The 21,972-nt window shown below is 73.0% G+C and carries 19 protein-coding genes and 1 tRNA gene; 7 read left to right on the forward strand and 13 right to left on the reverse strand.

Annotated features, from left to right (window positions below):
• Position 1: 1 nt before the first annotated feature.
• Genes AB0E88_RS03000 through AB0E88_RS03010 form a run of 3 tightly spaced genes read right to left on the reverse strand, consistent with a single transcriptional unit; the run spans position 2 to position 3,589 of the window.
• The gene (locus AB0E88_RS03000) at positions 2 to 1,594 is read right to left on the reverse strand and encodes a hypothetical protein (RefSeq protein ID WP_361622776.1); all 1,593 of its coding nucleotides are present in this window, start codon (positions 1,592 to 1,594) and stop codon (positions 2 to 4) included.
• The gene (locus AB0E88_RS03005; protein WP_361623388.1) at positions 1,585 to 2,706 is read right to left on the reverse strand and encodes a hypothetical protein; all 1,122 of its coding nucleotides are present in this window, start codon (positions 2,704 to 2,706) and stop codon (positions 1,585 to 1,587) included. The genes AB0E88_RS03000 and AB0E88_RS03005 overlap by 10 nt, the downstream gene beginning before the upstream one ends.
• Complete coding sequence (locus AB0E88_RS03010; RefSeq protein ID WP_361622779.1) at positions 2,657 to 3,589, reverse strand: phosphatase PAP2 family protein; 933 nt, start codon at positions 3,587 to 3,589, stop codon at positions 2,657 to 2,659. Before AB0E88_RS03010 ends, AB0E88_RS03005 begins: the two co-directional genes overlap by 50 nt.
• Before the next feature lie 220 nt (positions 3,590 to 3,809).
• Between AB0E88_RS03010 and AB0E88_RS03015 the strand changes: the two genes are divergently transcribed.
• Positions 3,810 to 4,406 (forward strand): histidine phosphatase family protein, encoded by a 597-nt coding sequence (locus tag AB0E88_RS03015; protein WP_361622782.1) that lies wholly within the window; start codon positions 3,810 to 3,812, stop codon positions 4,404 to 4,406.
• A 292-nt stretch (positions 4,407 to 4,698) separates the two neighbouring features.
• Here the strand turns inward: AB0E88_RS03015 and AB0E88_RS03020 are convergent, their stop codons facing one another.
• Positions 4,699 to 6,168 (reverse strand): hypothetical protein, encoded by a 1,470-nt coding sequence (locus AB0E88_RS03020; RefSeq protein ID WP_361622785.1) that lies wholly within the window; start codon positions 6,166 to 6,168, stop codon positions 4,699 to 4,701.
• 306 nt (positions 6,169 to 6,474) lie between these two features.
• Here AB0E88_RS03020 and AB0E88_RS03025 point away from each other — a divergent pair, with 306 nt between their 5' ends.
• The gene (locus tag AB0E88_RS03025) at positions 6,475 to 6,918 is read left to right on the forward strand and encodes a hypothetical protein (RefSeq protein ID WP_361622788.1); all 444 of its coding nucleotides are present in this window, start codon (positions 6,475 to 6,477) and stop codon (positions 6,916 to 6,918) included.
• 233 nt (positions 6,919 to 7,151) lie between these two features.
• The gene (locus AB0E88_RS03030; protein ID WP_361622791.1) at positions 7,152 to 8,021 is read left to right on the forward strand and encodes a fused MFS/spermidine synthase; all 870 of its coding nucleotides are present in this window, start codon (positions 7,152 to 7,154) and stop codon (positions 8,019 to 8,021) included.
• Between the two features lie 30 nt (positions 8,022 to 8,051).
• Here the strand turns inward: AB0E88_RS03030 and AB0E88_RS03035 are convergent, their stop codons facing one another.
• On the reverse strand, positions 8,052 to 8,585 hold the full coding sequence (locus tag AB0E88_RS03035) for a hypothetical protein (RefSeq protein WP_361622794.1): 534 nt from the start codon (positions 8,583 to 8,585) through the stop codon (positions 8,052 to 8,054).
• A gap of 141 nt (positions 8,586 to 8,726) precedes the next feature.
• On the opposite strand from AB0E88_RS03035, the gene AB0E88_RS03040 reads away from it, so the two are divergent.
• The 3 genes from AB0E88_RS03040 to AB0E88_RS03050 all read left to right on the forward strand — a co-directional run bounded on the left by AB0E88_RS03040 (position 8,727) and on the right by AB0E88_RS03050 (position 12,483).
• Positions 8,727 to 9,434: a response regulator transcription factor gene (locus AB0E88_RS03040; protein ID WP_361622797.1), complete on the forward strand. Its 708-nt coding sequence runs from the start codon at positions 8,727 to 8,729 to the stop codon at positions 9,432 to 9,434.
• Positions 9,431 to 10,807 (forward strand): HAMP domain-containing sensor histidine kinase, encoded by a 1,377-nt coding sequence (locus tag AB0E88_RS03045; protein ID WP_361622800.1) that lies wholly within the window; start codon positions 9,431 to 9,433, stop codon positions 10,805 to 10,807. The genes AB0E88_RS03040 and AB0E88_RS03045 overlap by 4 nt, the downstream gene beginning before the upstream one ends.
• Positions 10,808 to 10,998: 191 nt before the next feature.
• Positions 10,999 to 12,483: a cellulose binding domain-containing protein gene (locus AB0E88_RS03050; protein WP_361622803.1), complete on the forward strand. Its 1,485-nt coding sequence runs from the start codon at positions 10,999 to 11,001 to the stop codon at positions 12,481 to 12,483.
• Here AB0E88_RS03050 and AB0E88_RS03055 read toward each other — a convergent pair.
• From AB0E88_RS03055 to AB0E88_RS03070, 4 genes are all read right to left on the reverse strand, one after another.
• A complete protein-coding gene (locus AB0E88_RS03055; RefSeq protein WP_361622806.1) occupies positions 12,474 to 13,934 on the reverse strand; it encodes a GH1 family beta-glucosidase in 1,461 nt (486 codons plus the stop codon). The genes AB0E88_RS03050 and AB0E88_RS03055 overlap by 10 nt on opposite strands.
• A gap of 203 nt (positions 13,935 to 14,137) precedes the next feature.
• Positions 14,138 to 15,034: a carbohydrate ABC transporter permease gene (locus AB0E88_RS03060; protein WP_361622809.1), complete on the reverse strand. Its 897-nt coding sequence runs from the start codon at positions 15,032 to 15,034 to the stop codon at positions 14,138 to 14,140.
• Positions 15,031 to 16,062, reverse strand: coding sequence for a sugar ABC transporter permease (locus AB0E88_RS03065; RefSeq protein ID WP_361622812.1), 1,032 nt, complete (start codon positions 16,060 to 16,062; stop codon positions 15,031 to 15,033). Before AB0E88_RS03065 ends, AB0E88_RS03060 begins: the two co-directional genes overlap by 4 nt.
• Complete coding sequence (locus AB0E88_RS03070) at positions 16,059 to 17,393, reverse strand: ABC transporter substrate-binding protein (protein ID WP_361622815.1); 1,335 nt, start codon at positions 17,391 to 17,393, stop codon at positions 16,059 to 16,061. Before AB0E88_RS03070 ends, AB0E88_RS03065 begins: the two co-directional genes overlap by 4 nt.
• Before the next feature lie 321 nt (positions 17,394 to 17,714).
• Here AB0E88_RS03070 and AB0E88_RS03075 point away from each other — a divergent pair, with 321 nt between their 5' ends.
• Complete coding sequence (locus AB0E88_RS03075; protein WP_361622818.1) at positions 17,715 to 18,776, forward strand: LacI family DNA-binding transcriptional regulator; 1,062 nt, start codon at positions 17,715 to 17,717, stop codon at positions 18,774 to 18,776.
• A gap of 6 nt (positions 18,777 to 18,782) precedes the next feature.
• Here AB0E88_RS03075 and AB0E88_RS03080 read toward each other — a convergent pair whose 3' ends face one another.
• From AB0E88_RS03080 to AB0E88_RS03095, 4 genes are all read right to left on the reverse strand, one after another.
• Positions 18,783 to 19,298, reverse strand: coding sequence for a GNAT family N-acetyltransferase (locus AB0E88_RS03080; protein WP_361623391.1), 516 nt, complete (start codon positions 19,296 to 19,298; stop codon positions 18,783 to 18,785).
• A 91-nt stretch (positions 19,299 to 19,389) separates the two neighbouring features.
• A tRNA-His gene (locus tag AB0E88_RS03085) sits at positions 19,390 to 19,462 on the reverse strand.
• Between the two features lie 111 nt (positions 19,463 to 19,573).
• Positions 19,574 to 20,182, reverse strand: coding sequence for an oligoribonuclease (gene orn / locus AB0E88_RS03090; protein ID WP_361622821.1), 609 nt, complete (start codon positions 20,180 to 20,182; stop codon positions 19,574 to 19,576).
• A 539-nt stretch (positions 20,183 to 20,721) separates the two neighbouring features.
• Entirely contained in the window at positions 20,722 to 21,936 is a 1,215-nt protein-coding gene (locus AB0E88_RS03095) for a helix-turn-helix domain-containing protein (protein WP_361622824.1), read from the reverse strand.
• Positions 21,937 to 21,972 lie beyond the last annotated feature (36 nt).

The raw sequence follows: 21,972 nt of genomic DNA on the forward strand, positions 1-21,972 counted from the left end.
GTCACAGCACGTCCTCCTCGGTGACGGGATCGGCGGGCTCGGCGGCCCGCTCACCGGGCGGCCCGCCGTGCGTCCACGGGGTGTCCTCCGGATCGGGCAGCTTCGCCCCGCCGCGCTGCTCGTGCTCGAACAGCGTGAAGCACACCCGGTCGCCCTTCTCGGGCACCGACCCCTCCTCGGGCTCCTTGCCGCGCCCCATCTTGTCGACGATCCGCAGCACGAGCAGCGCGCCGTCCTCCTCGGCGCCGGCGAACTCCGCCGTCTGCGGCCGCCCGCCCAGCGACCGGTACACCTTCACCCGCTCACCCAGATGCGGCCGGTCGTCCGTGCGCACGGTCACCAGCGGGCGCGGGCTGGGCCGCTTGCCCCTGCTGTACGCCATGGTCACGTCCGTCACCTCACCGGCGAACGCCTCCCCGGCCAGCCGCCGCCCCGCCATCACCAGCGGGTCGTCGAGTGCCTCCTGCGCCTCCAGCCGGGCCTGCTCGCGCTCGCGGGAGGCGAGCTTGTTCGCCGCGGTCACCGCGTCGTCGCGGCGCGGCTGCGGCGGTTCCCCGGCCAGCACCCGGTCGCGGTGCCCGGTGAACGACCAGCGGTCCCGCGTCCACCGCTCCTCGACATGCGCCCCAGGAGGCAGAGCGCGCAGCAGATCGAGCCCGCGCCACACATTCCTCCAGGTGGGCAGCGTGACCTGCTCGACGAGCCGTCGGATCTCGTCCTCCGCCCGGCCGAGGGCGCCCAGCCGCTCGTCGGCCTGCAGACCGTCCTCGGCGGCGGCCACCGCCGTACGGGCCCGGTCGTAACGCTCGATCGCGGGAGCCAGCAGCTTGTTGTCGAACGCCGGATCGGTGGCCGGCCCGGCGGGCGGGCACCGCAACTGCCCGCCCGCGTCCCTGGCCAGTTCCGCCTCCAGCGCCGCCTCGGCCCCCGAGACGCCCTCCGGCGGGTCGATCCACGCCAGCAGCGCCCCCAGATGCTGGTCCTCCAGACCGGACTGACCGGTGGCCCAGTGCCGGGCGAGCACCTCGGTGAGGGCCAGCAGCAGCGACGAGCCGGGCACCCGGGCCCGCTCGGCGTAGTGCGTGAACCAGCGCCCCAGCAGCGGCACCCGGGGCGGCGCGGGGTACGGCGTCTCCGGCTCCTGCTCGGCCGTACGCCTGAACCGCGTCGAACGCCCCAGCAGCCGCACCAGGTCGACGCCGGCCCGGCTCGGCACGATCAGCTGCGGGGCGTCCGCGCACAGGTCGACCTCGACCTTGACCCGCTTGCCGGTCTCCGGATCGGTCTCGGTGCGCTCGGCGGCCTCCACCACTTCGCCGTACGACTCGACGTACGGCAGGACGACATCGGCCAGCTCCGCGAGGAACGCGAAGCGCAGGTCCCGGTCACGCGGCTGCGGTACGACCAGCAGGCGCGGCGCGTCCCGGTCGGTGCCGACCAGCGCGCCGAGCGGGGCGCCCGCCTCACCGGCCGTGGTGAGCGGCACGAGGACCAGCGGCCGGTCGGACAGATGCCGGTGCCGCACCGTCGCGGCGGGCTGCGCGCGCCCGCTGCCGACGGCCTCCAACCGGGCGAGCGTGTCGATCAGTGACATCCCGCCCCCTGGAGCGCCTCGGCCCGCAGCTGCGCGGCCCGCCGCAGCGCGGCCACCGCAGGATCGTCCGGGTCGCCGGCCTCACCGCGGGCCGCGGCCAGCACCTCGGGCACGGTGGCGAGCCCGCCCAGCTCGGCCCGCACGGCCCGGCCGAGCGAGGTCACCGCCTCGGCCTCACGGGACCGGCGGCGGCAGTGGAAGGCCAGCTCGCAGGCGGCCAGACACTCGGGGGCGTACGTCGCCGGCACCGACTCGACGGCCTGCGTGAGCTGCTCGGCGGGCAGCTCGGGGGAGAAGCACGTGCCCTCGGGCAGGGCGTCGGCGATCTCCTCGATGCGGGTGAGCCGGGCCAGCTGGCGACCGGTCACGGCCCGCTGCTTGCGCACGTCGACCGCGGCGGCGGTCGGCAGGTTGGAGAAGTCCTTGGGGCACACCAGCAGGACGCGATGCCGCACCCGCGGGACGGACTCCATCCGGCCCGCGACCTCCTCCAGCGCCAGCACGTACACGGCGGCCTGCCGGGCGGCGGCGCCGACCTTCGCCGGGTCGGCCGAGCCGTCCAGCATCGGGAAGGACTTGATCTCGACGACCGTCCAGCTGCCGTCCGGGTGCACCACCACGGCGTCCGGCTCCAGGAACGCCGGGGAACCGGCGACCTCCAGGGCGAGCATCGGATGGTCCAGCAGCGTCCAGCCGCCCGCCTCGACGGCCTCCCGCAGCGCCAGCGCCGTACGCGCCGTGCGCCCCTCGGGCCCGGACGCGGTCAGATCCGGCACATAGGTGCGCTCCGGCGCCTCGGCGCCGGGATCCAGCTTCTCCCGCACCAGCCGCAGCAGCTCCGCACCGCCGTCCGCCTTGACCTTCGCCTCGAAGGCGTTGCCACGGGTGAGGGCGAACTGCGACTGCCCGAACACCGACGGCGCACCGAGCGCGCCCGCCAGCGCCGCCTTGTCCACCCCGGCGCCGTCGAGGAGCGCGCGCCGCCGGCAGCCCGGGTTGGCGGCGAGGGCCGCGAGGGCACGGGCGTCCAGCGCCCGCGCGGGTACGTCGGGTCCGCGCAGCTCAGCGAGCCGGTGCCGGAGCGCCGTCCCCGCTGTCCGTGGGGGCGGCACCCGGCTCGGCGTCGGCTCCGGGCCGTGCTGCGCGCTGCCGTGGAATTCGCTCACCCGCCGAAGTCTGGCATCCGTCACTGACATTCGAGGCAGGAGCGCCGGAAGAGCCGCCCGCGAACCGGCCCCGCACCCGGTCGGCGAGCCGCATCACGGCGGGCGCGAGCAGCAGCCCGACACCCATCACGGCGACTCCGGCGACGGCGTCGAGCAGGTAGTGGTTGGCGGTGCCCATCACCACCAGCGTGGTGCCCACGGGATAGACCACCGCGAGGACCCGCGCCGCCCGGCCGCGCCCGTACCGCCACAGCAGCACACCGCACCACAGGGCCCAGCCGACGTGCAGGCTCGGCATCGCCGCGTACTGGTTGGTCATGCCGCCCATGCCGCGCGGCGCACTCGCCTCGCCGCCCCACCAGCCGTACGAGCTGTAGTGGGCCATCGTGTCGACGAAGCCGTACCCGGCGGCCAGCAGGCGCGGCGGGCAGGTCGGCATCAGCGTGAAGCCGATCAGCCCGAGGAACGTGGACGTCATCAGCCAGGTGCGGGCGCGCCGGTAGTGGGCGGCGTGCGCGCGGAACATCCACACCAGCAGCGCGGGCGTGACCAGGTAGTGCAGCGAGGCGTACCAGAAGTCGGCCGGGATGCCGAGCCAGGGGGTGCGGGTGAACAGCCGGTTCAGCGGGTGCTCGGCGTTGATGTGCAGGAACTTCTCGACCCGCAGCAGCGCCAGGCCGTGGTCGACGGCGTCGGAGACGTCACCGCGGGCGAGCAGCCGGCCGGCCGAGTAGCAGCCGTAGACGAGCAGGATCAGAGGGAGCTCGGTCCACCAGCGCAACCGGGTCGCCGGGCCCGCCTCGCTGCCTGGTGACTCGGTCTGCGGCATCCGATTCGCCCTCCCCCTTCTTCCTTCTTCACTGCTGTTTCGCGGGTCTTCGCGCCGGGATCACCCGGACGATGCGGGGGAGTCACTCTACGGCGTGGACGGCACCCCTGGCGGGCCGCCCCCGGCCCAGGAAGACGCCACCACCGCCCGCCAGGTTGCCCGCGACACCGGTACGCGATGATGGAGAGGAACCCCCTTCCGGACCCGAAAGGCTCCTCGCATGGCACCGCGCATCCTGCTGGCACGGCACGGACAGACCGAGTGGTCCCTGTCCGGCAGGCACACCGGCAGGACGGACATCCCGCTGCTGGAGGAGGGTCGGCGCGGCGCCAAGCTGCTCGGCGAACGCCTGCACCGCGCCCCGCTGGACGGTCTGCCCGACGTCGAGGTCCGCACCAGTCCGCTGGCACGCGCGCGTGAGACGTGCGACCTGGCCTGCTTCGGCGACCGCGCGACGCAGTGGGACACGCTCATGGAGTGGGACTACGGCGCCTACGAGGGTCTGACCCCGGCCGAGATACAGGCGCTGCGCCCGGGCTGGTTCATCTGGCGCGACGGGGTGCCCGAGGGCGAGACCCTGGCCGAGGTGACCGCGCGGGCCGACGAGGTGGTCGCCTGGGCCCGCTCGGCGGACCGCGACGTCCTGGTCTTCGCGCACGGCCACATCCTCCGCGCGATCGGCGCCCGCTGGCTGGGCCTCCCCCTGGACTTCGCGTCCCGCATCCGCCTGAACCCCACCTCCCTCTCCACCCTCGGCTGGGCCTACGGCGAACCGGCCCTCGAATCCTGGAACGACGTAGGCCACCTGTCCGCCTGACCAGCCCACTTCCGCGCGCCACGATGTCGCCGCACCCGCGTACGGCGGGAGGGGGCCGGGGTGGGGTGTTAGCCCCGCCCCCCAACGAACCGTTGGCGCGACAGCAACCGACCACGCACCGCAAGGGGCCGCCGCAGGCACAAAAGGGGCGCGGGGAACGGCGCGACCAGCCACAACGCGACCCGCACAGGCGCCGCAGGCAACGGCGACCAGCCACAACGCACCCGCACAGGCGCCGCAGGCAACGGCGACCAGCCACAACGCACCCGCAGACGAACGACGACCCCCACCGTCAAGGCATGCGCGGCAACGACGCATGCCGCTCCAAGAACGCCCCCACCCCCGAAGCCCGCCTGTGAGGCAACAGCACCCGCGCCGTCCCCGCCAACATGCTCTGCACGCGCGACGACTGCACCTGGTCCAGCAGCCCCAGCACCGTCAGCCCCGCCGCGGCCGCCTCGTCCGGCCGCCCGCCACGGGCCAGGTCGTCCGCCAGCTCCGCCGTGTACAGCGCCGTGTTCCGCGTGAAGTGAGGATCCTGCAACCGCGCCGCCCGCCGCGCCTGCCGCGCCGCCCGGTCCCAGTCGCCGAGCGTGGACCAGCACTGCGCCTCGAGCCCGGCCAGCTCGGCCTCGCCGTAGAAGCTCATCCACTCGGGGTCCGCGTCCGACGGCCCCCGATCGAACAGCGCCTGCGCCCGCGCCAGCGCCTGTTCGCACCCGAACCGGTCCGCGAGCCCCGCCCAGCCGCCGGCCTCGCGCAGCGCCAGCAGCGACATCAGCCGCGCCGACCCCAGCGGACGGGCGACCCGTTGCGCGGCCTGCGCCGCCCGCACCGCCTCCCGGGGCCGCCCGGCGTCCCGCGCGAGGAACGCCATGTTGCAGAACGCGTGCGCCTCCAGTCCCGCGTCCCCGGTCATCCGCGCGGTGGCCAGCGCCTCGGCGTAGTGCGAGCGCGCGTCCTCGAAGCGACCGGAGTCGTGCGCCAGCCACCCCACCGAGATGGCCAGCTCACCGGCGCCCGCGTGCAGCCGGTCCGAGGTCGCCTGCCGGGTGGCACCGGCGTCCAGCAGCGCGTAGGCCGCGCGCAGCGGGGCGGCCGCCCTGCGGTACAGACCGTCGGCGCCGTGCCGGTCGTCCAGCACCCGGATCCGGCGGACGGCCTCTTCCAGGGCGCCCGCCTCGCTCGTCCCGACGCGGCGCGCGGGACGGGCGAGGCGGACAAGGCCTGCGGGGCGCGCGGACGCCACGGCGTCCGGGGCGAGCCCGAGGGGGCCCAGCGAGGCGGCGGCCACCGTGGCGCCTCCGCCGCTGATGAATGCGCGACGCAGCACGTCGCTCTCCTCATGGTCGTGGTGGTGCGTGTCATACGGGTCCTGCGGCTCATACGGTTCGACGCCCCCGCCCGGTTCAGCGCCGCCGGCACCCGGCTCGGCGCCGCGTGCACCCGGCACGCGCGCCGCCCGTCCGCGGACCGCCGAGCGGGGTGCGAAGCCGAGGTCCACGAGCGTGCGGCCCGGGAACATGTGCAGGAACACCCGTTCGTAGGCGTAGTTGGGGCAGCGGATCTCGCCCGCCTCGACCCGTCCGATGTAGCGCGCGTCACAGCTGACCCGCTCACCGATCTCCCGAGCCGCGCGCCTCACCAGCGCGGCGAACTCCGCCGGTGAGCGCGCTCCGCGCAGCTGCCGGAAGACGAGGTTGGGCCGCGGTGGCCGGTTGGGCTGGGACGCTGGGGCAGCGTTCACCGTTGACGACGCCATGGCCGGGTCCTCTCGTGCGAACCGTCGAACCATGCCGGAGCCGGGGCGAGTTGCCCCTGTTCGGGGTGATCGCCCTGTTGTCCGGCGGCAAGAACGTACCTGCTGTGGTCGCCCCGCCACGCAGTGTTTAGCTACAAACCGGATATCCCACCCACGATCTGCCATGAACTGCCATCCTTTGCGGCGGACTTTCGCCGTAGCCGTTGACACGGCCGCGCGTTGAACCCGGTGGACCGCGACAGGCATCGCGCAACCGGCCGTGGCGGTCCGCGACAGGGGCCCAGGAATCGCGTGGTGGAGGCCGGGATGGAGACCAGCCAGAGCATCGCACCGTGTACGGCACCGGGCACGCCCCCGGTGACCCACGCGCCGAGACCGGGGGACGCGTCCACGCCCGGCACCGCGGACGCGTGCGACCTCGTCACCGTGCCGACCCGTCAGGGCCTGGAGGCCGTCGACATCCTGCGCCGCGGCGCCCTGGACGCGATCGGACCCGTTCTGCACGACGACGGCTGCGGCACCCTCGCCTTCCTCGTCCCGCCCGGTACGGCGGCCGGCTGGGACGTCCCGGGCAGCACCTGCACCCGGACCGACGGCCGCGGCCTGCGCCTCACACCGGAGCCGCCGGTGGAGGGCTCCGCCTGGCTGCTCCCGCCCGGCGACGCGGACGGCGCCACCGACCCGGCGGTCCTGCGCCGCGCCCTGGGCGAGGCGGCCCGCCTGATCGAGGCGGCGGACAGCTGCCGCTGACGCCCCGCACCACGCCCACGGCCCCGCACCACGCCCACGGCCCCGCACACCGCGCACACCGCGCACCGGCACCGGCGCACCCGCGCACACCGGCACGCCGCACGTCGGCACGCGCGCACCCCGGACCCGCGCACCCCGCACCCCGGCGCCCGCGCACCCCGCACCCGCGCACCCGCAGCCGCACGACGTCCGTGCGCTGACCGACCCGCCCACCGACCCCGGATAATGGCCGGATGGGCAAGTCCAGGAACCCCCGGCGCCGGCAGGCCGCCGCCGATGCCGTGGTGGAGCAGGTCGACGGCGGGCTCGCGGAGCTGGTCCCCGACCGGGACCGCGCCCGGGCCTGGACGCTGCTGCTGGACGGCGCGCCCCAGTCGCACGTCGACCTGGACGACCCGGCGTATCTCTCCTTCGAGTACCAGCGCCGCCTCGGCCACGTCATCGACCTCGCCGCCCCGCCCGGCAAGCCGGTCCACGCCGTGCACCTCGGCGGCGGCGCCTTCACCCTGGCCCGCTACGTCGCCGCCACCCGCCCCCGCTCCACCCAGCAGGTCGTCGAGCGGGACGCCGCCCTCGTCCAGCTGGTGCGCCGTGAGCTGCCGCTGGATCCCGCCGCCCGGATCCGCGTCCGGTCCACCGATGCCCGTGAGGGCCTCGGCAAGGTCCCGGACGGCTGGGCGGACCTGCTCGTCGCGGACGTCTTCAGCGGTGCCCGCACCCCCGCCCACCTCACCTCCACCGAGTTCCTCGACGAGGTCCGCCGGGCGCTCGCACCCGGCGGGGTGTACGCCGCGAACATCGCCGACGGGCCGCCGCTGGCGCACCTGCGCGGTCAGATCGCCAGTGCCGCCGCGCGGTTCGCCGAACTCGCGCTGATCGCCGATCCGGCGGTGCTGCGCGGCAAACGCTTCGGCAACGCGGTGCTCGTGGCGTCCGACCGGCCCTTGCCCGTCGCCGAACTGACCCGCCGGGCGGCCTCCGATCCGCACCCCGGCCGGGTCGAGCACGGCAGGGCCCTGCGGGACTTCACCGGCGGCGCCGCCCCCGTCGCCGACGCGGCCGCCGTGGCGTCCCCGGCCCCACCGCCCTCGGTGTTCGGTTAGGCGCCGCCCGCGTCCGGCCGGGCGCCGCCGTCAGTACGTGCCGACGTCGACCCGCGGCGGCCCGTCGTGCCAGGTGCAGAACACCGACACCCGGTCCGCACCCGAGGCGAACTCCACCCGGATCCACGTCTCGGTCTTCCACCACTGCATCGACCAGCCCGCGTTCGGGGCGGCCGACACCAGGGACGCGCTGGAGGGCCCGATGTCGAACACCACCCGGCCGCCCTTCGAGTCGTAGCTCCTCACCCGGCCCGAAGCGGTGGCGGACGGGCTCGGGGAGCCGGCCGGCGGGCGGGAGGAGGCGGGCGGCCGGCGGCTCGGCGACGGCGACACCGAGGACGAGGGCGACGACGAGGGCGTACGGGTCGGCGGCGCGGACCGGGCCGTGGAGGACACCCGCGGCCCGGCCCCCTGCGTCGTCGCCTGCGCCGCCGTGATCGGCAGGGCGCGCGGCGGGTCGTAGACGGTGCCCGCCATCACCGTGTGCACGCCCCACCACGACAGCGTGACGGCCGCGCCCGTGGCGAGCGACCACGCCAGTACGTGTACGAGTCCTCTGCGCATCGCGGCCATACTGCCTCACCCGTCACTCCCGTGTCCCACGGACCGGCAGGGCCCGGCACGGTGACACCACCGGTTTTCCACAGCCCGGGAGTTGTCCACAGGCCCCCACCGGCGTCCCGCTCATGGCGTACGGTGCGGCGCATGGCAAGTGTTCTCGTGGTCGAGGACGACCAGTTCGTACGCTCGGCGCTCATCCGGCATCTGACCGACGCCACCCATACGGTGCGCAGCGTCGGCACGGCGCTGGAGGCGCTGCGCGAGGTCGCCCATTTCCGCTTCGACGTCGTCATCCTGGACCTCGGACTGCCCGACCTGGACGGCTCCGAGGCGCTGAAGATGCTGCGCGGCATCACCGACGTACCGGTGATCATCGCCACGGCCCGGGACGACGAGACGGAGATCGTCCGGCTGCTGAACGCCGGCGCGGACGACTACCTCACCAAGCCGTTCTCCCCGGAGCACCTGTCGGCGCGCATGGCCGCCGTCCTGCGCCGCGCCCGGGCCGGTGCCGCCGACGCGCCGCCCTCCACCGTCATCCGGGTCGGCGGCCTCACCGTGGACCCCCTGCGCCGCCAGGCCGAGCTGGACGGGGTGCGCCTGGACCTCACCCGCCGCGAGTTCGACCTGCTCGCCTTCCTCGCCGGCCGTCCCGGCGTGGTCGTCCCCCGCCGGGAGCTGCTCGCGGAGGTGTGGCAGCAGTCCTACGGCGACGACCAGACCATCGACGTCCATCTGTCCTGGCTGCGCCGCAAACTGGGCGAGACCGCCGCCAGCCCGCGTTATCTGCACACCCTGCGCGGGGTCGGCGTGAAGCTGGAGCCACCGCAGGAAGCGGAGCCGCCGCGATGAGGTGGGCACTGGTCCGGGTCTGTCTGGCGGTCACCACGATGGTCGTGGTCGCCTTCGCCGTGCCGCTCGGACTCGTCATCAAGGAGATGGCCCGCGACCGCGCCTTCTCCAATGCCGAACGGCAGGCGGCGGTCGTGGTGCCCGCGCTGTCCATCACCACCGACCGCGAGCAGTTGGAGCGGGTCGTCGCCTCGGCCGGCACCGGCGACGGCATGGCGATCCACCTGCCGGCCGGCGACGGCAAGCCCGCCCTCGACCTCGGCCGGCGGCGCGCCACCACCGAGGACATAGAGGCGGTGCGCGCGCTGGGCCGCGCCTCCACCGCTCAGGTGCCCGGCGGTTCCGTCCTGCTCCAGCCCGTGGCGCTCAGCCTCGGCACCGTCGTCGTCGAGGTGTACGTCCCCGAGTCCGAGGTCAGCAACGGCGTGGGGACGGCCTGGGCGGTGCTCGCCGGGGTCGGCGCGGCGCTGGTCGTCGGCTCCGTCGCGGTCGCCGACCGGCTGGGTGTCCGGATGGTCCGCCCGGCGCAGCGGCTGGTCGAGGGCGCGCACGAACTCGGCGAGGGCAAGCTCGGCGCGCGCGTGCCGGAGGACGGACCGACCGAACTGCGGCTCGCGGCGGTCGCGTTCAACTCCATGGCCGACCAGGTGGTCCACCTCCTCGCCAACGAGCGGGAGCTGGCGGCCGATCTGTCCCACCGGCTGCGCACCCCGCTGACCGTGCTGCGCCTGAACGCCGCCTCGCTCGGTGACACGCCCGCCGCCGAGCAGACCCGGGCCGCCGTGGCGCAGCTGGAGCGCGAGGTGGACACCATCATCCGTACCGCCCGCGAGGCCAAGCCGCAGACCGCGGCCGCCGGGCCCGGCGCGGGCTGTGACGCGGCCGAAGTGGTCCGGGAGCGGATGGAGTTCTGGTCGGCGCTGGCCGAGGACGAGGGCCGCAAGTGGCGGGTGGCCGGGGTGGAACGCCCGGTGCGCATACCCGTGGCCCGCGCCGACCTCGCGGCGGCGCTGGACGCGCTGCTCGGCAACGTCTTCCGGCACACACCGCAGGGCACGGCCTTCGCCGTCGACGTGCACAACGGCGAGGACGCGGTGATCGTGCTCGTCTCCGACGCCGGGCCCGGGATACCGGACCCGGAGGCGGCGATGGCCCGTGGCCGGGGCTCGGGCAGTGACGGTTCGACCGGCCTGGGCCTGGACATCGTGCGCCGGCTCGCGGAGACCACCGGCGGTGACGTGCGCGTCGGGTCCTCGGTGCTGGGCGGCGCGGAGGTGCGGATCTGGATCCAGCTGGACGGCCGCCGCCGCACGCCCGCGGGCCGCGGTCACAGGGGGCGCGTACGGCGGCGCCGTCGGCTCGCCACGAGGTGACGTCCGGCCGGATGCCTCCGGCCAGGTCCGCAGGGGCCGAATTGGTCTCTACCTTTAACCGGTCCCGATCCCTTCCTTAAGCGCGGCCTAAGAACCACAATCCGCGCCTGGATCAGGGCTTTTGCCCCCTTCGGGCTCGCTAGCGTGCTGCCGCACCACACCCCCCGTGAACAGCGAAGGCAGGCACACGCATGAGCACGCACCGGCGCAGGATCAGTGGCAGGAACAAGGCGATAGGCGGCCTGGTGGCCGCGGCCGTGGCCGGCGGCGGCGCGGTCCTGCTCACCGGCACCGCCAACGCCGCCGGCGTGAACGCCGCGTACACGAAGACCAGCAGCTGGTCGACCGGCTACACCGCGCAGTACGTCGTCACCAACAACAGCGGTCAGGCGGAGAAGACCTGGACGCTCGAGTTCGACCTGCCGGCCGGCGCGAAGCTCGGCTCCCTGTGGAACGGCGAGTCGAGCGTCAGCGGGCAGCACGTCACCGTGACGCCGCCGAAGTGGGACACCGACGGCCTCAAGGCGGGCGAGTCGGCCACCGTCGGCTTCGTCGTCGACGGCACCGGCGACCCTTCGGGCTGCCGTATCGACGGCGGCGCGTGTTCCGCCGACGGCGGTGCCACGCCGGAGCCCAGCGGCCGCCCCACTCAGTCGCAGACCCCCACGCCGACCGCGACCCCGACCACCGAGCCCACCGCGACCGCCAAGCCCACCACGACCGCCGAGCCCACCCGGACGCCCACCGCCTCCCCGTCCCCCACCAGCGGCAGCGGAACGAAGACGTCCGCAGGCTTCGCCCCGTACGTCGACACCTCCCTCTACCCGGCGTTCGACCTCCTCGCGAGCGCGGACGCGACCGGCGTGAAGAACTACAACCTCGCCTTCGTCACCGACGGCGGCGGCTGCACCCCCAAGTGGGGCGGCGTCACCGACCTCACCGCCGACGCCGTGGCCGGCCAGATCGGCGCCCTGCGCGCCAAGGGCGGTGACGTCCGCGTCTCCTTCGGCGGCGCCAGCGGCACCGAACTCGCCACGTCCTGTTCCTCGGCGGACGCGCTGGCGGCGGCCTACGGCAAGGTGATCGACGCCTTCAAGCTCACCAAGGCCGACTTCGACATCGAGGGCGGCGCGCTGCCGAACACGGCCGCCAACACCCGCCGCGCCCAGGCCATCGCCAAGCTCCAGCAGAGCCACCCCGGCCTGGACGTCTCCTTCACCCTGCCGGTCATGCCCGAGGGTCTCACCCAGGACGGCGTGAACCTGCTGTCGGGCGCCAAGTCCAGCGGCGTGAAGATCTCGGCCGTCAACATCATGGCGATGGACTACGGCGCCTCCTACAGCGGCGACATGGGCACCTACGCCGAGCAGGCCGCCACCGCCACCCAGGCCCAGGTCAAGGGCGTCCTGGGACTGTCCGACGCTGCGGCCTGGAAGGCGGTCGCGGTGACCCCGATGATCGGCGTCAACGACGTCTCTTCCGAGGTCTTCAAGGTCGACGACGCGGCCCAGCTGGTGTCCTTCGCCAAGTCCAAGGGCCTGGGCTGGCTGTCGATGTGGTCGGCCACCCGTGACAAGGCCTGCGCCGGCGGCCCGAAGCCCTCCGCCGACGCCACGTGCAGCTCCATCGCCCAGGACCCGTCCGCCTTCTCCAAGGCGTTCGCGGCCTACAACTGACCCGCGCCCGGCAGGGCCCTGAAGTCCACCGGCGGCAGTGACCCGGTGCGCGCCGCCCCGCCGTACCACAGGGCGCTGGACTTCGGGGTCCGGTCCAGGGTGACGTAGTCGACGTAGACCGCGCCGAAGCGCTTGCCGTAGCCGTACGCCCACTCGAAGTTGTCCATCAGGGACCACAGGTAGTAGCCGCGCACGTCGGCGCCGTCGGTCAGGGCGCGGCGCACCGCCGACAGATGGCCGTGCAGGTAGGCGATGCGCTCGGGGTCGTGCACCTGGCCGTCGGCGTCGGGCTTGTCGTCGTAGGCGGCGCCGTTCTCGGTGACGTACAGCGCCAGTCCGGGCGCCTCGCGCGAGTAGCGCATGATCAGCTCGTGCAGGCCCGTCGGGTCGATGGTCCAGCCCATCTCGGTGCGCTCGCCCGGCGTCTGGTGGAAGGCCACGTCGTCGGCGCCCGGCCAGGGGGAGTGCTCGCTGGCGCCGTGCCCGTCGGCGCGCACGGGCGGCGCGTCCGGGTCGGCCGCCGAGACCAGCGCCGGCGTGTAGTAGTTCAGGCCGAGTGCGTCCAGCGGCTGGCGGATCAGCTCCAGGTCCCCCGCCTGCACGAAGGACCAGTCGGTGAGCGGGGAGGTGGCCTCCAGCAGGGTGCGCGGGTACGCCCCGTGCAGGATCGGGCCGTGGAAGACGCCGTTGGCCAGGTCGTCGATGCGGCGGGCCGCGGCGAGGTCCTGCGGGGTCTGCGACAGCGGCCGCACCACCGAGGAGTTCAGGCTGATCGCCACCTCGTTGCGGGCCGGCATCACCGAGCGCAGCGCCGAGGTGCCGAGGCCGTGCGCCAGGTTCAGATGGTGCGCCGCCCGCAGCGAGGCCACCGGGTCGGTGCGGCCGGGGGCGTGCACACCGGAGCCGTAGCCGAGGAAGGCGCTGCACCAGGGCTCGTTGAGGGTGATCCACTGCTCCACCCGGTCGCCGAGCGCCTCGCCGACGAGCTGCGCGTACTCGGCGAACCGGTAGGCGGTGTCCCGCTCCGGCCAGCCGCCCGCGTCCTCCAGTTCCTGCGGCAGGTCCCAGTGGTAGAGAGTGACGGCCGGCTTGATGCCGTGGGCGAGCAGTTCGTCGACCAGCCGGCGGTAGAAGTCCAGGCCGCGCTGGACGGCCGGGCCGCGGCCGGTGGGCTGCACCCGGGGCCAGGAGACGGAGAAGCGGTAGGCGTTCAGGCCCAGTTCGGCCATCAGCGCCACGTCCTCGCGGAAGCGGTGGTAGTGGTCGACCGCGATGTCACCGGTCTCGCCGCCGGCCGTTTTGCCGGGCGTATGGCTGAAGGTGTCCCAGATCGAGGGGGTGCGGCCGTCCTCCCGCACCGCCCCCTCGATCTGGTACGCGGAGGTCGCGGCGCCCCAGAGGAAGGCGGGAGGAAACGTCACCGGGTTCACCGGGTTCACGGACTCAGTCATGGAAGCGCTCCCATTGGTGGTCGTGGAGACCTTCGTGGTCGTGAAGACCGACAGGTGGGCAAGAGGGCAGGTGGGCCAAGAAGGGCAGTGGGCAAGTAGGCGGTGGGTAAGAAGGGGTGGGCCGTGGACAGGAAGGGCCGTGGAGAGGAAGGAGGGGGGCCGAGGCGGCGTCGACCCGGCCCCGCGGGCGATCTCTTCGGCGGTCAGCCCTTGACCGCGCCCTGCATGATGCCGCCGACGATCTGCTTGCCGAACAGCAGGAACGCCGCCAGCAGCGGCAGCGTGCCGAGCAGCGCCCCCGCCATGATCACCGAGTCGTCGGGGATGTAACCGGTGCCCAGCTGGTTCAGGGCGACCTGCACGGTCGGGTTGTCGCCGTTCAGCGCGATGATCGGCCACAGAAAGTCGTTCCAGGCCATCACGAACGTCAGCAGGCCCAGCACCGCCATCGCCGGGCGGGCCGCCGGGAAGACGACGTGCCACACGACGCGCAGACTGCTCGCGCCGTCCACCCGCGCCGCCTCGATCAGCTCGGTCGGCAGCGCCTGCACCAGGTACTGCCGCATGAAGAACGTACCGAAGGCGCTCACCAGGGTCGGCAGGATGACCGTCTGCAGATGGTTCGCCCAGTGCAGGTCCGTCATCCACAGATACAGCGGTACGACGGCCAGCTGCGGCGGGATCATCATCGTGCCGATGGTGAGCAGCAGCAGCGTCGTGGAGAACCGGAACCGCAGCTTGGCGAAGGCGAATCCGGCCAGCGTGGAGAACAGCACCGTGCCGACCGTGATCGTGCCCGCGACAAACGTGGTGTTGACCATCGCGGTGCCCATCCCGGCCTGGTCCCAGGCGGTTTCCAGGTTCTTGAACAGGTTCCCGCCGAACCACAGCGGCGGCGGGGTCTGCGCCAGGCGCGTGTTGGTGCGCGAGGCCGCGACCGCCGTCCACACCAGCGGGGCCAGCGAGACGAGCGCGAACACGACGAGGACGACGTAGGTGACGGGGCCGGCGTGCAGCTGCTTGCCCGCGCCCATCACCCGGCGGGGGGCGGTCTTGCCGGGAGCGGTCCTCCTGGACAGGGTCATCTCACCGGTGGTCATCGGTCCCTCCTCAGCCGTCGGGAGACCAGCAGGTTGAGCCCGGCGACGACCAGCAGCAGCAACAGCATGGTCCAGGCGATCGCGGACGCCTTGCCGAGATTGCCGATGATGAAGCCCTGGTCGTACATGTACAGGCCGAGGGTCTGGAACTGGTGCTCCGAGCCGCCCTTGGAGCCGCTCACACCGCCGAACAGCAGCGGCTCACCGAACAGCTGGGTCGCGCCGATCGTGGACACGACCACGGTGAACAGGATCGTCGGCCGCAGCATCGGGATCGTCACGTTCCTGAACTGCTGCCAGCGGTTGGCGCCGTCGATCGCCGCCGACTCGTACAGGTCCGCCGGGATCGCCTGCATCGCGGCCAGATAGATCAGCGCGTTGTAGCCGGTCCACCGCCAGATCACGATCGAGGACACCGCGAACTGCGAACCCCAGTCGGACTCGTGCCAGTTGACCGGGTCCAGGCCGAGCAGATCGAGGCCCCAGTTGACGATGCCGTTCTTCTCCGGCGAGAACAGCAGCGCGAACACCAGCGTCGCCGCCGCCACCGACGTGGCGTACGGGGTCAGCATCACCACGCGCCACACGGTCGAGCCGCGCAGCCGGAAGTTCAGCAGATGCGCCAGCCAGAGCGCGGCCGCCAGCTGCGGCACGGTGGAGATCAGCCCGATGGTGAAGGTGTTCTCCAGGGCGTTCCAGAAGAACTCCGAGGACAGCAGCGACTTGTAGTTCTCCAGGCCCGCCCAGCTCTGTCCGTCCAGATCGGACAGCTGCACATGGTGCAGCGAGTACCAGGCGGTGTACAGCAGCGGCACCAGCGAGAAGGCACCGAAGATCACGAAGAACGGGGAGATGAACGCGTACGGGGACGCCTTCGTGTCCCAGCGGTACAGCCGGCTGCGCCAGGAGCCCCTGTCCGCCGGCGGCGTACCGCGACCGTGAGCGCCCCGGGCCGCGCCCGGCTGGGAGCCGGGCGCGGCCTCGGCGCTCGACGCGGGATGCGCGAGAGCCTGCTCGGAGCTGGTCACTGGCCGAGCACGTCCTTGATCTCCTTGGTGGCCGCGTCCCAGCCCTGCGCGGGCGACTTGCCCTTCTGCTCGACCTGGACGATGCCGATGTCACAGATCGCCGTGTCGATCGGCTTGTCCTTCGGGCCGAGCGGCTGCGCCGGGATGGTCTTGGCCGCGTCGGAGAAGATCTGCGTCAGCGGGGCGCCCGAGAAGTACGCCTGGGTGTCGGCCTGCGGCTTCAGGCTCGCGTACGCCGCCGGGACGGACGGGAAGCTCGCCTGCTTGGCGAAGACCTTCGCCTCCTGCTCGGGCGCGGTCAGCCACTTCGCCAGCTCGATGGCCTCCTTCTGGTGCTTGCTCGCCTTCGGCACACCGATGAAGGAGCCGCCCCAGTTGCCCGCCGTCGGGGCCGCCGCGATGTCCCACTTGCCGCTGCCGGCCGGGCCGGACTTCTCCTGGATGTAGCCGATCATCCACGCCGGGCAGGCGACGGTGGCGAAGGTGCCGTTGGCGAACGCCTGGTCCCAGGACTTGTCGAACTGCTTCAGCTTGGCCGACATGTCGCTGGTCGCCACGCCCATGGCCGCGTTCCAGGCCTTCTTCACGCCCGCGGACTTGTCGTAGACGACGTTGCCGTCCTTGTCGTAGTTGCGCTCGGTCTCACCGCCGAGGACCGCGTTGTACACGGAGGAGGCGGAGTCGACGTACTTGGTGCCGCTCGGCGCCTTCTTCATGTACTGCTTGCCGAGGTCGACGTACTTGTTCCAGTCGCCCTTCCACATCTGGGCGAGCTTGGTGCGGTCGGTCTCGATGCCGGCCTTGGCGAACAGGTCCTTGCGGTAGCAGACCGCCATCGGACCGATGTCGGTGCCGAGCCCGATGAGCTTGCCGTCCTTGGTGGTGGCCTGGGCGTTCTTCCAGTCCAGCCACTGCGACTTGTCGACCTCCTTGCCGAGGTCGACGAACTTGTCGCCCTGGGTCTGGACGGCCTCCGTGACGTTGCCGATCTCGATGGCCTGGACGTCGTCGGTGCCGGAGCCGGCCTGGAGGCGGGTGAGCACCTTCGGCCAGTAGACGTCGGTCTTGGTGGTGACGTTCTCCTTGACGACGACGTCCGGGTGGAGCTTCATGTACTCGTCGTACAGACCGGCCTGCTTGTAACCGAAGACCCCGAAGGTGCCGACGGACAGCGTCACCTTGCCCTTGGAGCTTCCCCCTCCGCCGCCGCTGCCGTTGTCGGCACTCGACGAGTCGTCGTCGCTGGCGCAGCCTGCCAGCAGTCCCGTGGCCAGTACGGCGACGGCTGTCAGTGCCGTCAGCCGGTGGGACCGGCGGGTACTCGTACGCATTGCGTCCTCCTGTTGCCTGACGTGCCGACCCCCCGGCCAACTGCAGTGGTTGGGCCCGTTCGTGCTCGCTGCGGCTCGGGCGGGGAACGTGCGGGACATGTATGTGTCAGGTACTGTGGGAGCGCTCCCACAGGTGATGTGTTGAAGAGTCGTGGGTTCGTGCGGGGGTGTCAAGGGAACGGACGCGGAGAAGTGCGTTCAGTTATCGGGCCGTTAACTGGAGCCAGGGGTTCCGGCGGGGGCGTCACGGGGCGGTCACCTCGCGTGGCGCGACTGTTAGATTCCAGGCCAGCGGGACGACGACGGCGGGAGGCGGAGCCCATGGCAGGCCACGGAGCGCGGGGACGGAGCGGGGGCCGGCCCACCCTCGAGGAGGTCGCCGCGCGCGCCGGTGTCGGCCGGGGCACGGTGTCCCGGGTGATCAACGGCTCGCCCCGGGTCAGTGACGCCACCCGCGCCGCCGTCGAGGCCGCCGTCGCCGAACTCGGTTACGTCCCCAACACCGCCGCCCGCGCCCTGGCCGCCAACCGCACCGACGCGATCGCCCTGGTCGTGCCCGAGCCGGAGACGCGGTTCTTCGCCGAGCCGTACTTCTCGGACATGCTGCGGGGCGTCGGCGCGGAACTGACCGACACCGAGATGCAGCTTCTGCTGATCTTCGCGGGCAACGACCGCGAGCGGCAGCGGCTCGCCCAGTACCTGGCCGCGCACCGGGTGGACGGCGTCCTGCTGGTCTCCGTGCACGCCGACGACCCGCTGCCCGACCTGCTGGCCCAGCTGGAGATCCCCGCGGTGATCAGCGGTCCGCGCTCGGCGGGGGAGGCGCTGCCGTCGGTGGACTCCGACAACTACGGCGGGGCGCGGCAGGCGGTGGAGCATCTGCTCTCCCGTGGCCGCTCCCGCATCGCCCACATCACCGGCCGCCTCGACGTCTACGGCGCCCAGCGGCGCGTCGACGGCTACCGGGACGCGCTGCGGGAGGCGGGGCCGGGCGTGGACGACACGCTGATCGAGGCCGGCGACTTCACGGAGGAGGGCGGCCGACGGGCGATGACCCGGTTGCTGGCGCGCTGCCCGGAGCTGGACGCGGTGTTCGCCGGCTCCGACGTCACGGCGGCCGGGGCGCGGCAGGTGCTGCGCGAAGCCGGGCGGCGCATCCCGCAGGACGTGGCGCTCGTGGGGTACGACGACTCCGCGATCGCCCGGCACATGGAGCCGCCGCTGACGAGCGTGCGGCAGCCGATCCAGGAGATGGGGCGGCGGATGATCGATCTGCTGCTCAGCGAGATCGCGGATCGCCGGCCGGCGGTGTCGCGTGAACTGGACGCCGTGCGGCGCCAGGTGGTGCTGGCGGCGGAGCTGGTGGTGCGGGCGTCGTCGTGAGCGCCCTCAGCGGGTGAGGCGCCAGCGGGTCTCGCCGTCGTGGTGTTCGTCGGTGGGACGCAGCCCTGCTGCCCGTGCCACGGCGGCGGAGGCGTGGTGGGCCGGGTGGATGTGGGCCACGACCGTGCGGACCGGGGGGCGCCGGGTCGTCAGCCGGGTCACCAGCGCGCGGGCGGCCTCCGTGGCGTAGCCGTGGCCCTGCCAGGGGGTGCCGATCACCCAGGCGATCTCGGCCTCGGCGGCGCCGGGGGTGACGGTCGCCTGGACGGTGCCGATGAGCCTGCTGTCCTCGGGGTGCTCCGCGCGCAGGCGCAGGACCCAGTTGCACCAGATGACGGCCGGGTCGGGGGAGCCGGCGACGAGACGCTCGTAACGGGTGCGCAGTGCCTGCGGCGTGGCCGGTGAGCCGCCGATGAACGTGTGCAGGGCGGGGTCGGCGAGGACCTCCGCCATCTCCGGTGCGTGCTCGGGCCGCAGCACAACGGCGTCCAGGCGGTCGGTATGGAACGGCTCGGCGTGCAGGGCGGGCCCCCCGGGGAGTACCGGTCGGTGAGAGACGGTGGAACGCAATCAGCCGGTGACCTTGATGCAAGGTCACCGGCTGATCACTCAGGGTGAGTGACGGGACTCGAACCCGCGGCATCCTGGACCACAACCAGGTGCTCTACCAGCTGAGCTACACCCACCATGACCGGCACTGGAATTCTTCCGTCTCCCTGACCGGCCGAGAAAAAGTGTACAGGGTCCGAAGGGGTGCTCGCGCCCGCCTTTCGCGGCGCCCCCTCCGGAGGGCCCGATCAGTGCGGTTGAGCTGGGAGGACGTGCTTGGCCGCGATCGTCCGGGCGGTGTCGGAGTCCGGGCCGGGCTGGGGGACGAAGATCGCCTCGCGGTAGTAGCGCAGCTCCGCGATGGACTCGCGGATGTCGGCGAGGGCGCGGTGGTTGCCGTTCTTCTCGGGGCTGTTGAAGTAGGCCCTCGGGTACCAGCGGCGGGCCAGCTCCTTGACGGAGGAGACGTCGACGATGCGGTAGTGGAGGTAGTCCTCCAGCGTGGGCATGTCGCGGAGCAGGAAGCCGCGGTCCGTGCCGACGGAGTTGCCGCACAGGGGGGCCTTGCCGGGCTCCTTCACGTACTCCTTCACGTACGCCAGGACCTGCTCCTCGGCGTCCTTCAGGGTCGTGCCGTTCGGGAGCTCCGCGAGCAGCCCGGACGCGGTGTGCATCTGACGCACCACTTCCGGCATCGTCTCCAGGGCGCGGTCCGGCGGGCGGATGACGATGTCGACGCCTTCGCCGAGCACGTTCAGCTCGGAGTCGGTGACGAGGGCGGCCACCTCGATGAGCGCGTCGTCGGACAGCGAGAGGCCGGTCATCTCGCAGTCGATCCACACCATGCGATCGTTCATGTGTCTCACCTTACGGGGCCCGGTGGGGCTCGGGGATGCCTGCGGCGGCCTGTGCGGGTTTCGTCGTCGCTGGTCGCGCAGTTCCCCGCGCCCCTGAGTGTCCGCGCTCGCCGTCCGCCCCAGCGAACCGCCCACCCCGCGACCCGCACCCGTCCCGCGGCCCCCACCGCCCCCGGAAGGGGCGACGGCCCGCAGCCGCCGACGGCGGGAAGGGGCCGGGGTGGGGGGTGTCCGCCCGCAGCGTCCGGCACCGGGCAACGGCGCACTCGTCGGGAACGGCCGGCCGGACCGAGGACGGACACCCCCCACCCCGGCCCCGACCCACCACGCACCGTTGGCGCGACAGCAACCGACCACGCACCCGCACGGGCCGCCGCAGGCACCAAAGGGGCGCGGGGAACGGCGCGACCAGCCACAACGAAACCCGCAGACGACAACGCGCCCAGCGCCGCAGGCACCCGCGACCAGCCACAACGCACCCGCAGACGACAACGCGAAAGGGCCCGTGGGGACGGATGTCCCCACGGGCCCCTTCCCGGTCAGGAGCCGCTGCGCTGGCTCGGAAGCGACAGCGGCCCCGGGTTCGCGGAGCTCATCGCGCCCACCGGGGAGCGGCGGGACTGCATCGGGACCGGCGGGTCCGGGTGCAGGGCCGTCGGGGCGGGAACGCCGACGTGCGGTCCGCCGAGCGCGGCGGACTGCTGCGTCGGGTCGGACTCGGCCGGTTTCTCAGCCTGGGGGCGCCTGGCCCGGTACGCGGCACGGTACGCCGCCGGGGATGAACCCAGCTGACGGCGGAAGTGCCCGCGCAGCGCCACCGGGGAACGGAAGCCGCAGCGGCCCGCGACCTCGTCCACCGAGTAGTCCGACGTCTCCAGCAGTCGCTGGGCCTGCAGCACCCGCTGCGTGATCAGCCACTGCAGGGGCGCGCTCCCGGTCAGCGAACGGAAGCGGCGGTCGAACGTACGACGGCTCATGTACGCGCGCGCGGCCAGCGTCTCCACGTCGAACTGCTCGTGGAGATGCTCCAGTGCCCAGGCGACGACCTCGGCGAGCGGGTCGGCGCCGATCTCCTCCGGTAAAGACCGATCGAGATAGCGTTCCTGCCCTCCGGACCGGCGCGGCGGCACCACCAGGCGGCGGGCGAGCGCGCCGGCCGCCTCGTTGCCGTGGTCCGTGCGCACGATGTGGAGGCAGAGGTCGATTCCGGCCGCCGTTCCGGCGGAGGTGAGGACGTCTCCGTCGTCGACGAAGAGCTCTCGCGGATCGACATGCACCGACGGATAGCGCTTGGCCAGCGTCGGCGCGTACATCCAGTGGGTGGTCGCCGGGCGGCCGTCCAGCAGGCCGGCCGCGGCGAGCACGAAGGCACCGGTGCACAGCCCGACGATGCGGGCCCCTTCCTCGTGTGCCCGGCGCAGCGCGTCGAGCGCCTCCTCCGGTGGCGGTGAGGTGATCGAACGCCAGGCCGGTACGACGACCGTGCCCGCGCGGGAGATCGCCTCCAGCCCGTGTGGTGCGGAGAGTTCCAGGCCTCCTGTGGTCCGCAGGGGGCCTTCCTCGCCCGCGCACACCAGCAAGCGGTAGCGCGGAACGCCGGCGTCCTGGCGGTCAACCCCGAACACCGACAGCGGAATGGAACTCTCGAAAATGGGGCCGCCGCTGAACAGCAGCACCGCGACGATCTCCTTGCGACGTCGCCCGGACAGCTTCCGGGCCGTGGTTTCCGGCGCGGCAGTGGAGTCGTGGCTCATCCTGCTAAGCCCCCCTCGGTGGTCGCGGCTCCTCGG

It is taken from the genome of Streptomyces sp. NPDC028635, from assembly GCF_040637635.1.
Classification (GTDB): Bacteria; Actinomycetota; Actinomycetes; order Streptomycetales; family Streptomycetaceae; genus Streptomyces.

Coding starts and splice junctions, on each gene's coding strand:
- AB0E88_RS03060 (WP_361622809.1), bottom strand. CDS start 15,034: ATGACCACCGGTGAGATGACCCTGTCCAGGAGGACCGCTCCCGGCAAG.
- AB0E88_RS03050 (WP_361622803.1), top strand. CDS start 10,999: ATGAGCACGCACCGGCGCAGGATCAGTGGCAGGAACAAGGCGATAGGC.
- AB0E88_RS03070 (WP_361622815.1), bottom strand. CDS start 17,393: ATGCGTACGAGTACCCGCCGGTCCCACCGGCTGACGGCACTGACAGCC.
- AB0E88_RS03020 (WP_361622785.1), bottom strand. CDS start 6,168: ATGGCGTCGTCAACGGTGAACGCTGCCCCAGCGTCCCAGCCCAACCGG.
- AB0E88_RS03015 (WP_361622782.1), top strand. CDS start 3,810: ATGGCACCGCGCATCCTGCTGGCACGGCACGGACAGACCGAGTGGTCC.
- AB0E88_RS03095 (WP_361622824.1), bottom strand. CDS start 21,936: ATGAGCCACGACTCCACTGCCGCGCCGGAAACCACGGCCCGGAAGCTG.
- orn (WP_361622821.1), bottom strand. CDS start 20,182: ATGAACGATCGCATGGTGTGGATCGACTGCGAGATGACCGGCCTCTCG.
- AB0E88_RS03055 (WP_361622806.1), bottom strand. CDS start 13,934: ATGACTGAGTCCGTGAACCCGGTGAACCCGGTGACGTTTCCTCCCGCC.
- AB0E88_RS03030 (WP_361622791.1), top strand. CDS start 7,152: ATGGGCAAGTCCAGGAACCCCCGGCGCCGGCAGGCCGCCGCCGATGCC.
- AB0E88_RS03045 (WP_361622800.1), top strand. CDS start 9,431: ATGAGGTGGGCACTGGTCCGGGTCTGTCTGGCGGTCACCACGATGGTC.
- AB0E88_RS03075 (WP_361622818.1), top strand. CDS start 17,715: ATGGCAGGCCACGGAGCGCGGGGACGGAGCGGGGGCCGGCCCACCCTC.
- AB0E88_RS03010 (WP_361622779.1), bottom strand. CDS start 3,589: ATGCCGCAGACCGAGTCACCAGGCAGCGAGGCGGGCCCGGCGACCCGG.
- AB0E88_RS03035 (WP_361622794.1), bottom strand. CDS start 8,585: ATGCGCAGAGGACTCGTACACGTACTGGCGTGGTCGCTCGCCACGGGC.
- AB0E88_RS03000 (WP_361622776.1), bottom strand. CDS start 1,594: ATGTCACTGATCGACACGCTCGCCCGGTTGGAGGCCGTCGGCAGCGGG.
- AB0E88_RS03025 (WP_361622788.1), top strand. CDS start 6,475: ATGGAGACCAGCCAGAGCATCGCACCGTGTACGGCACCGGGCACGCCC.
- AB0E88_RS03040 (WP_361622797.1), top strand. CDS start 8,727: ATGGCAAGTGTTCTCGTGGTCGAGGACGACCAGTTCGTACGCTCGGCG.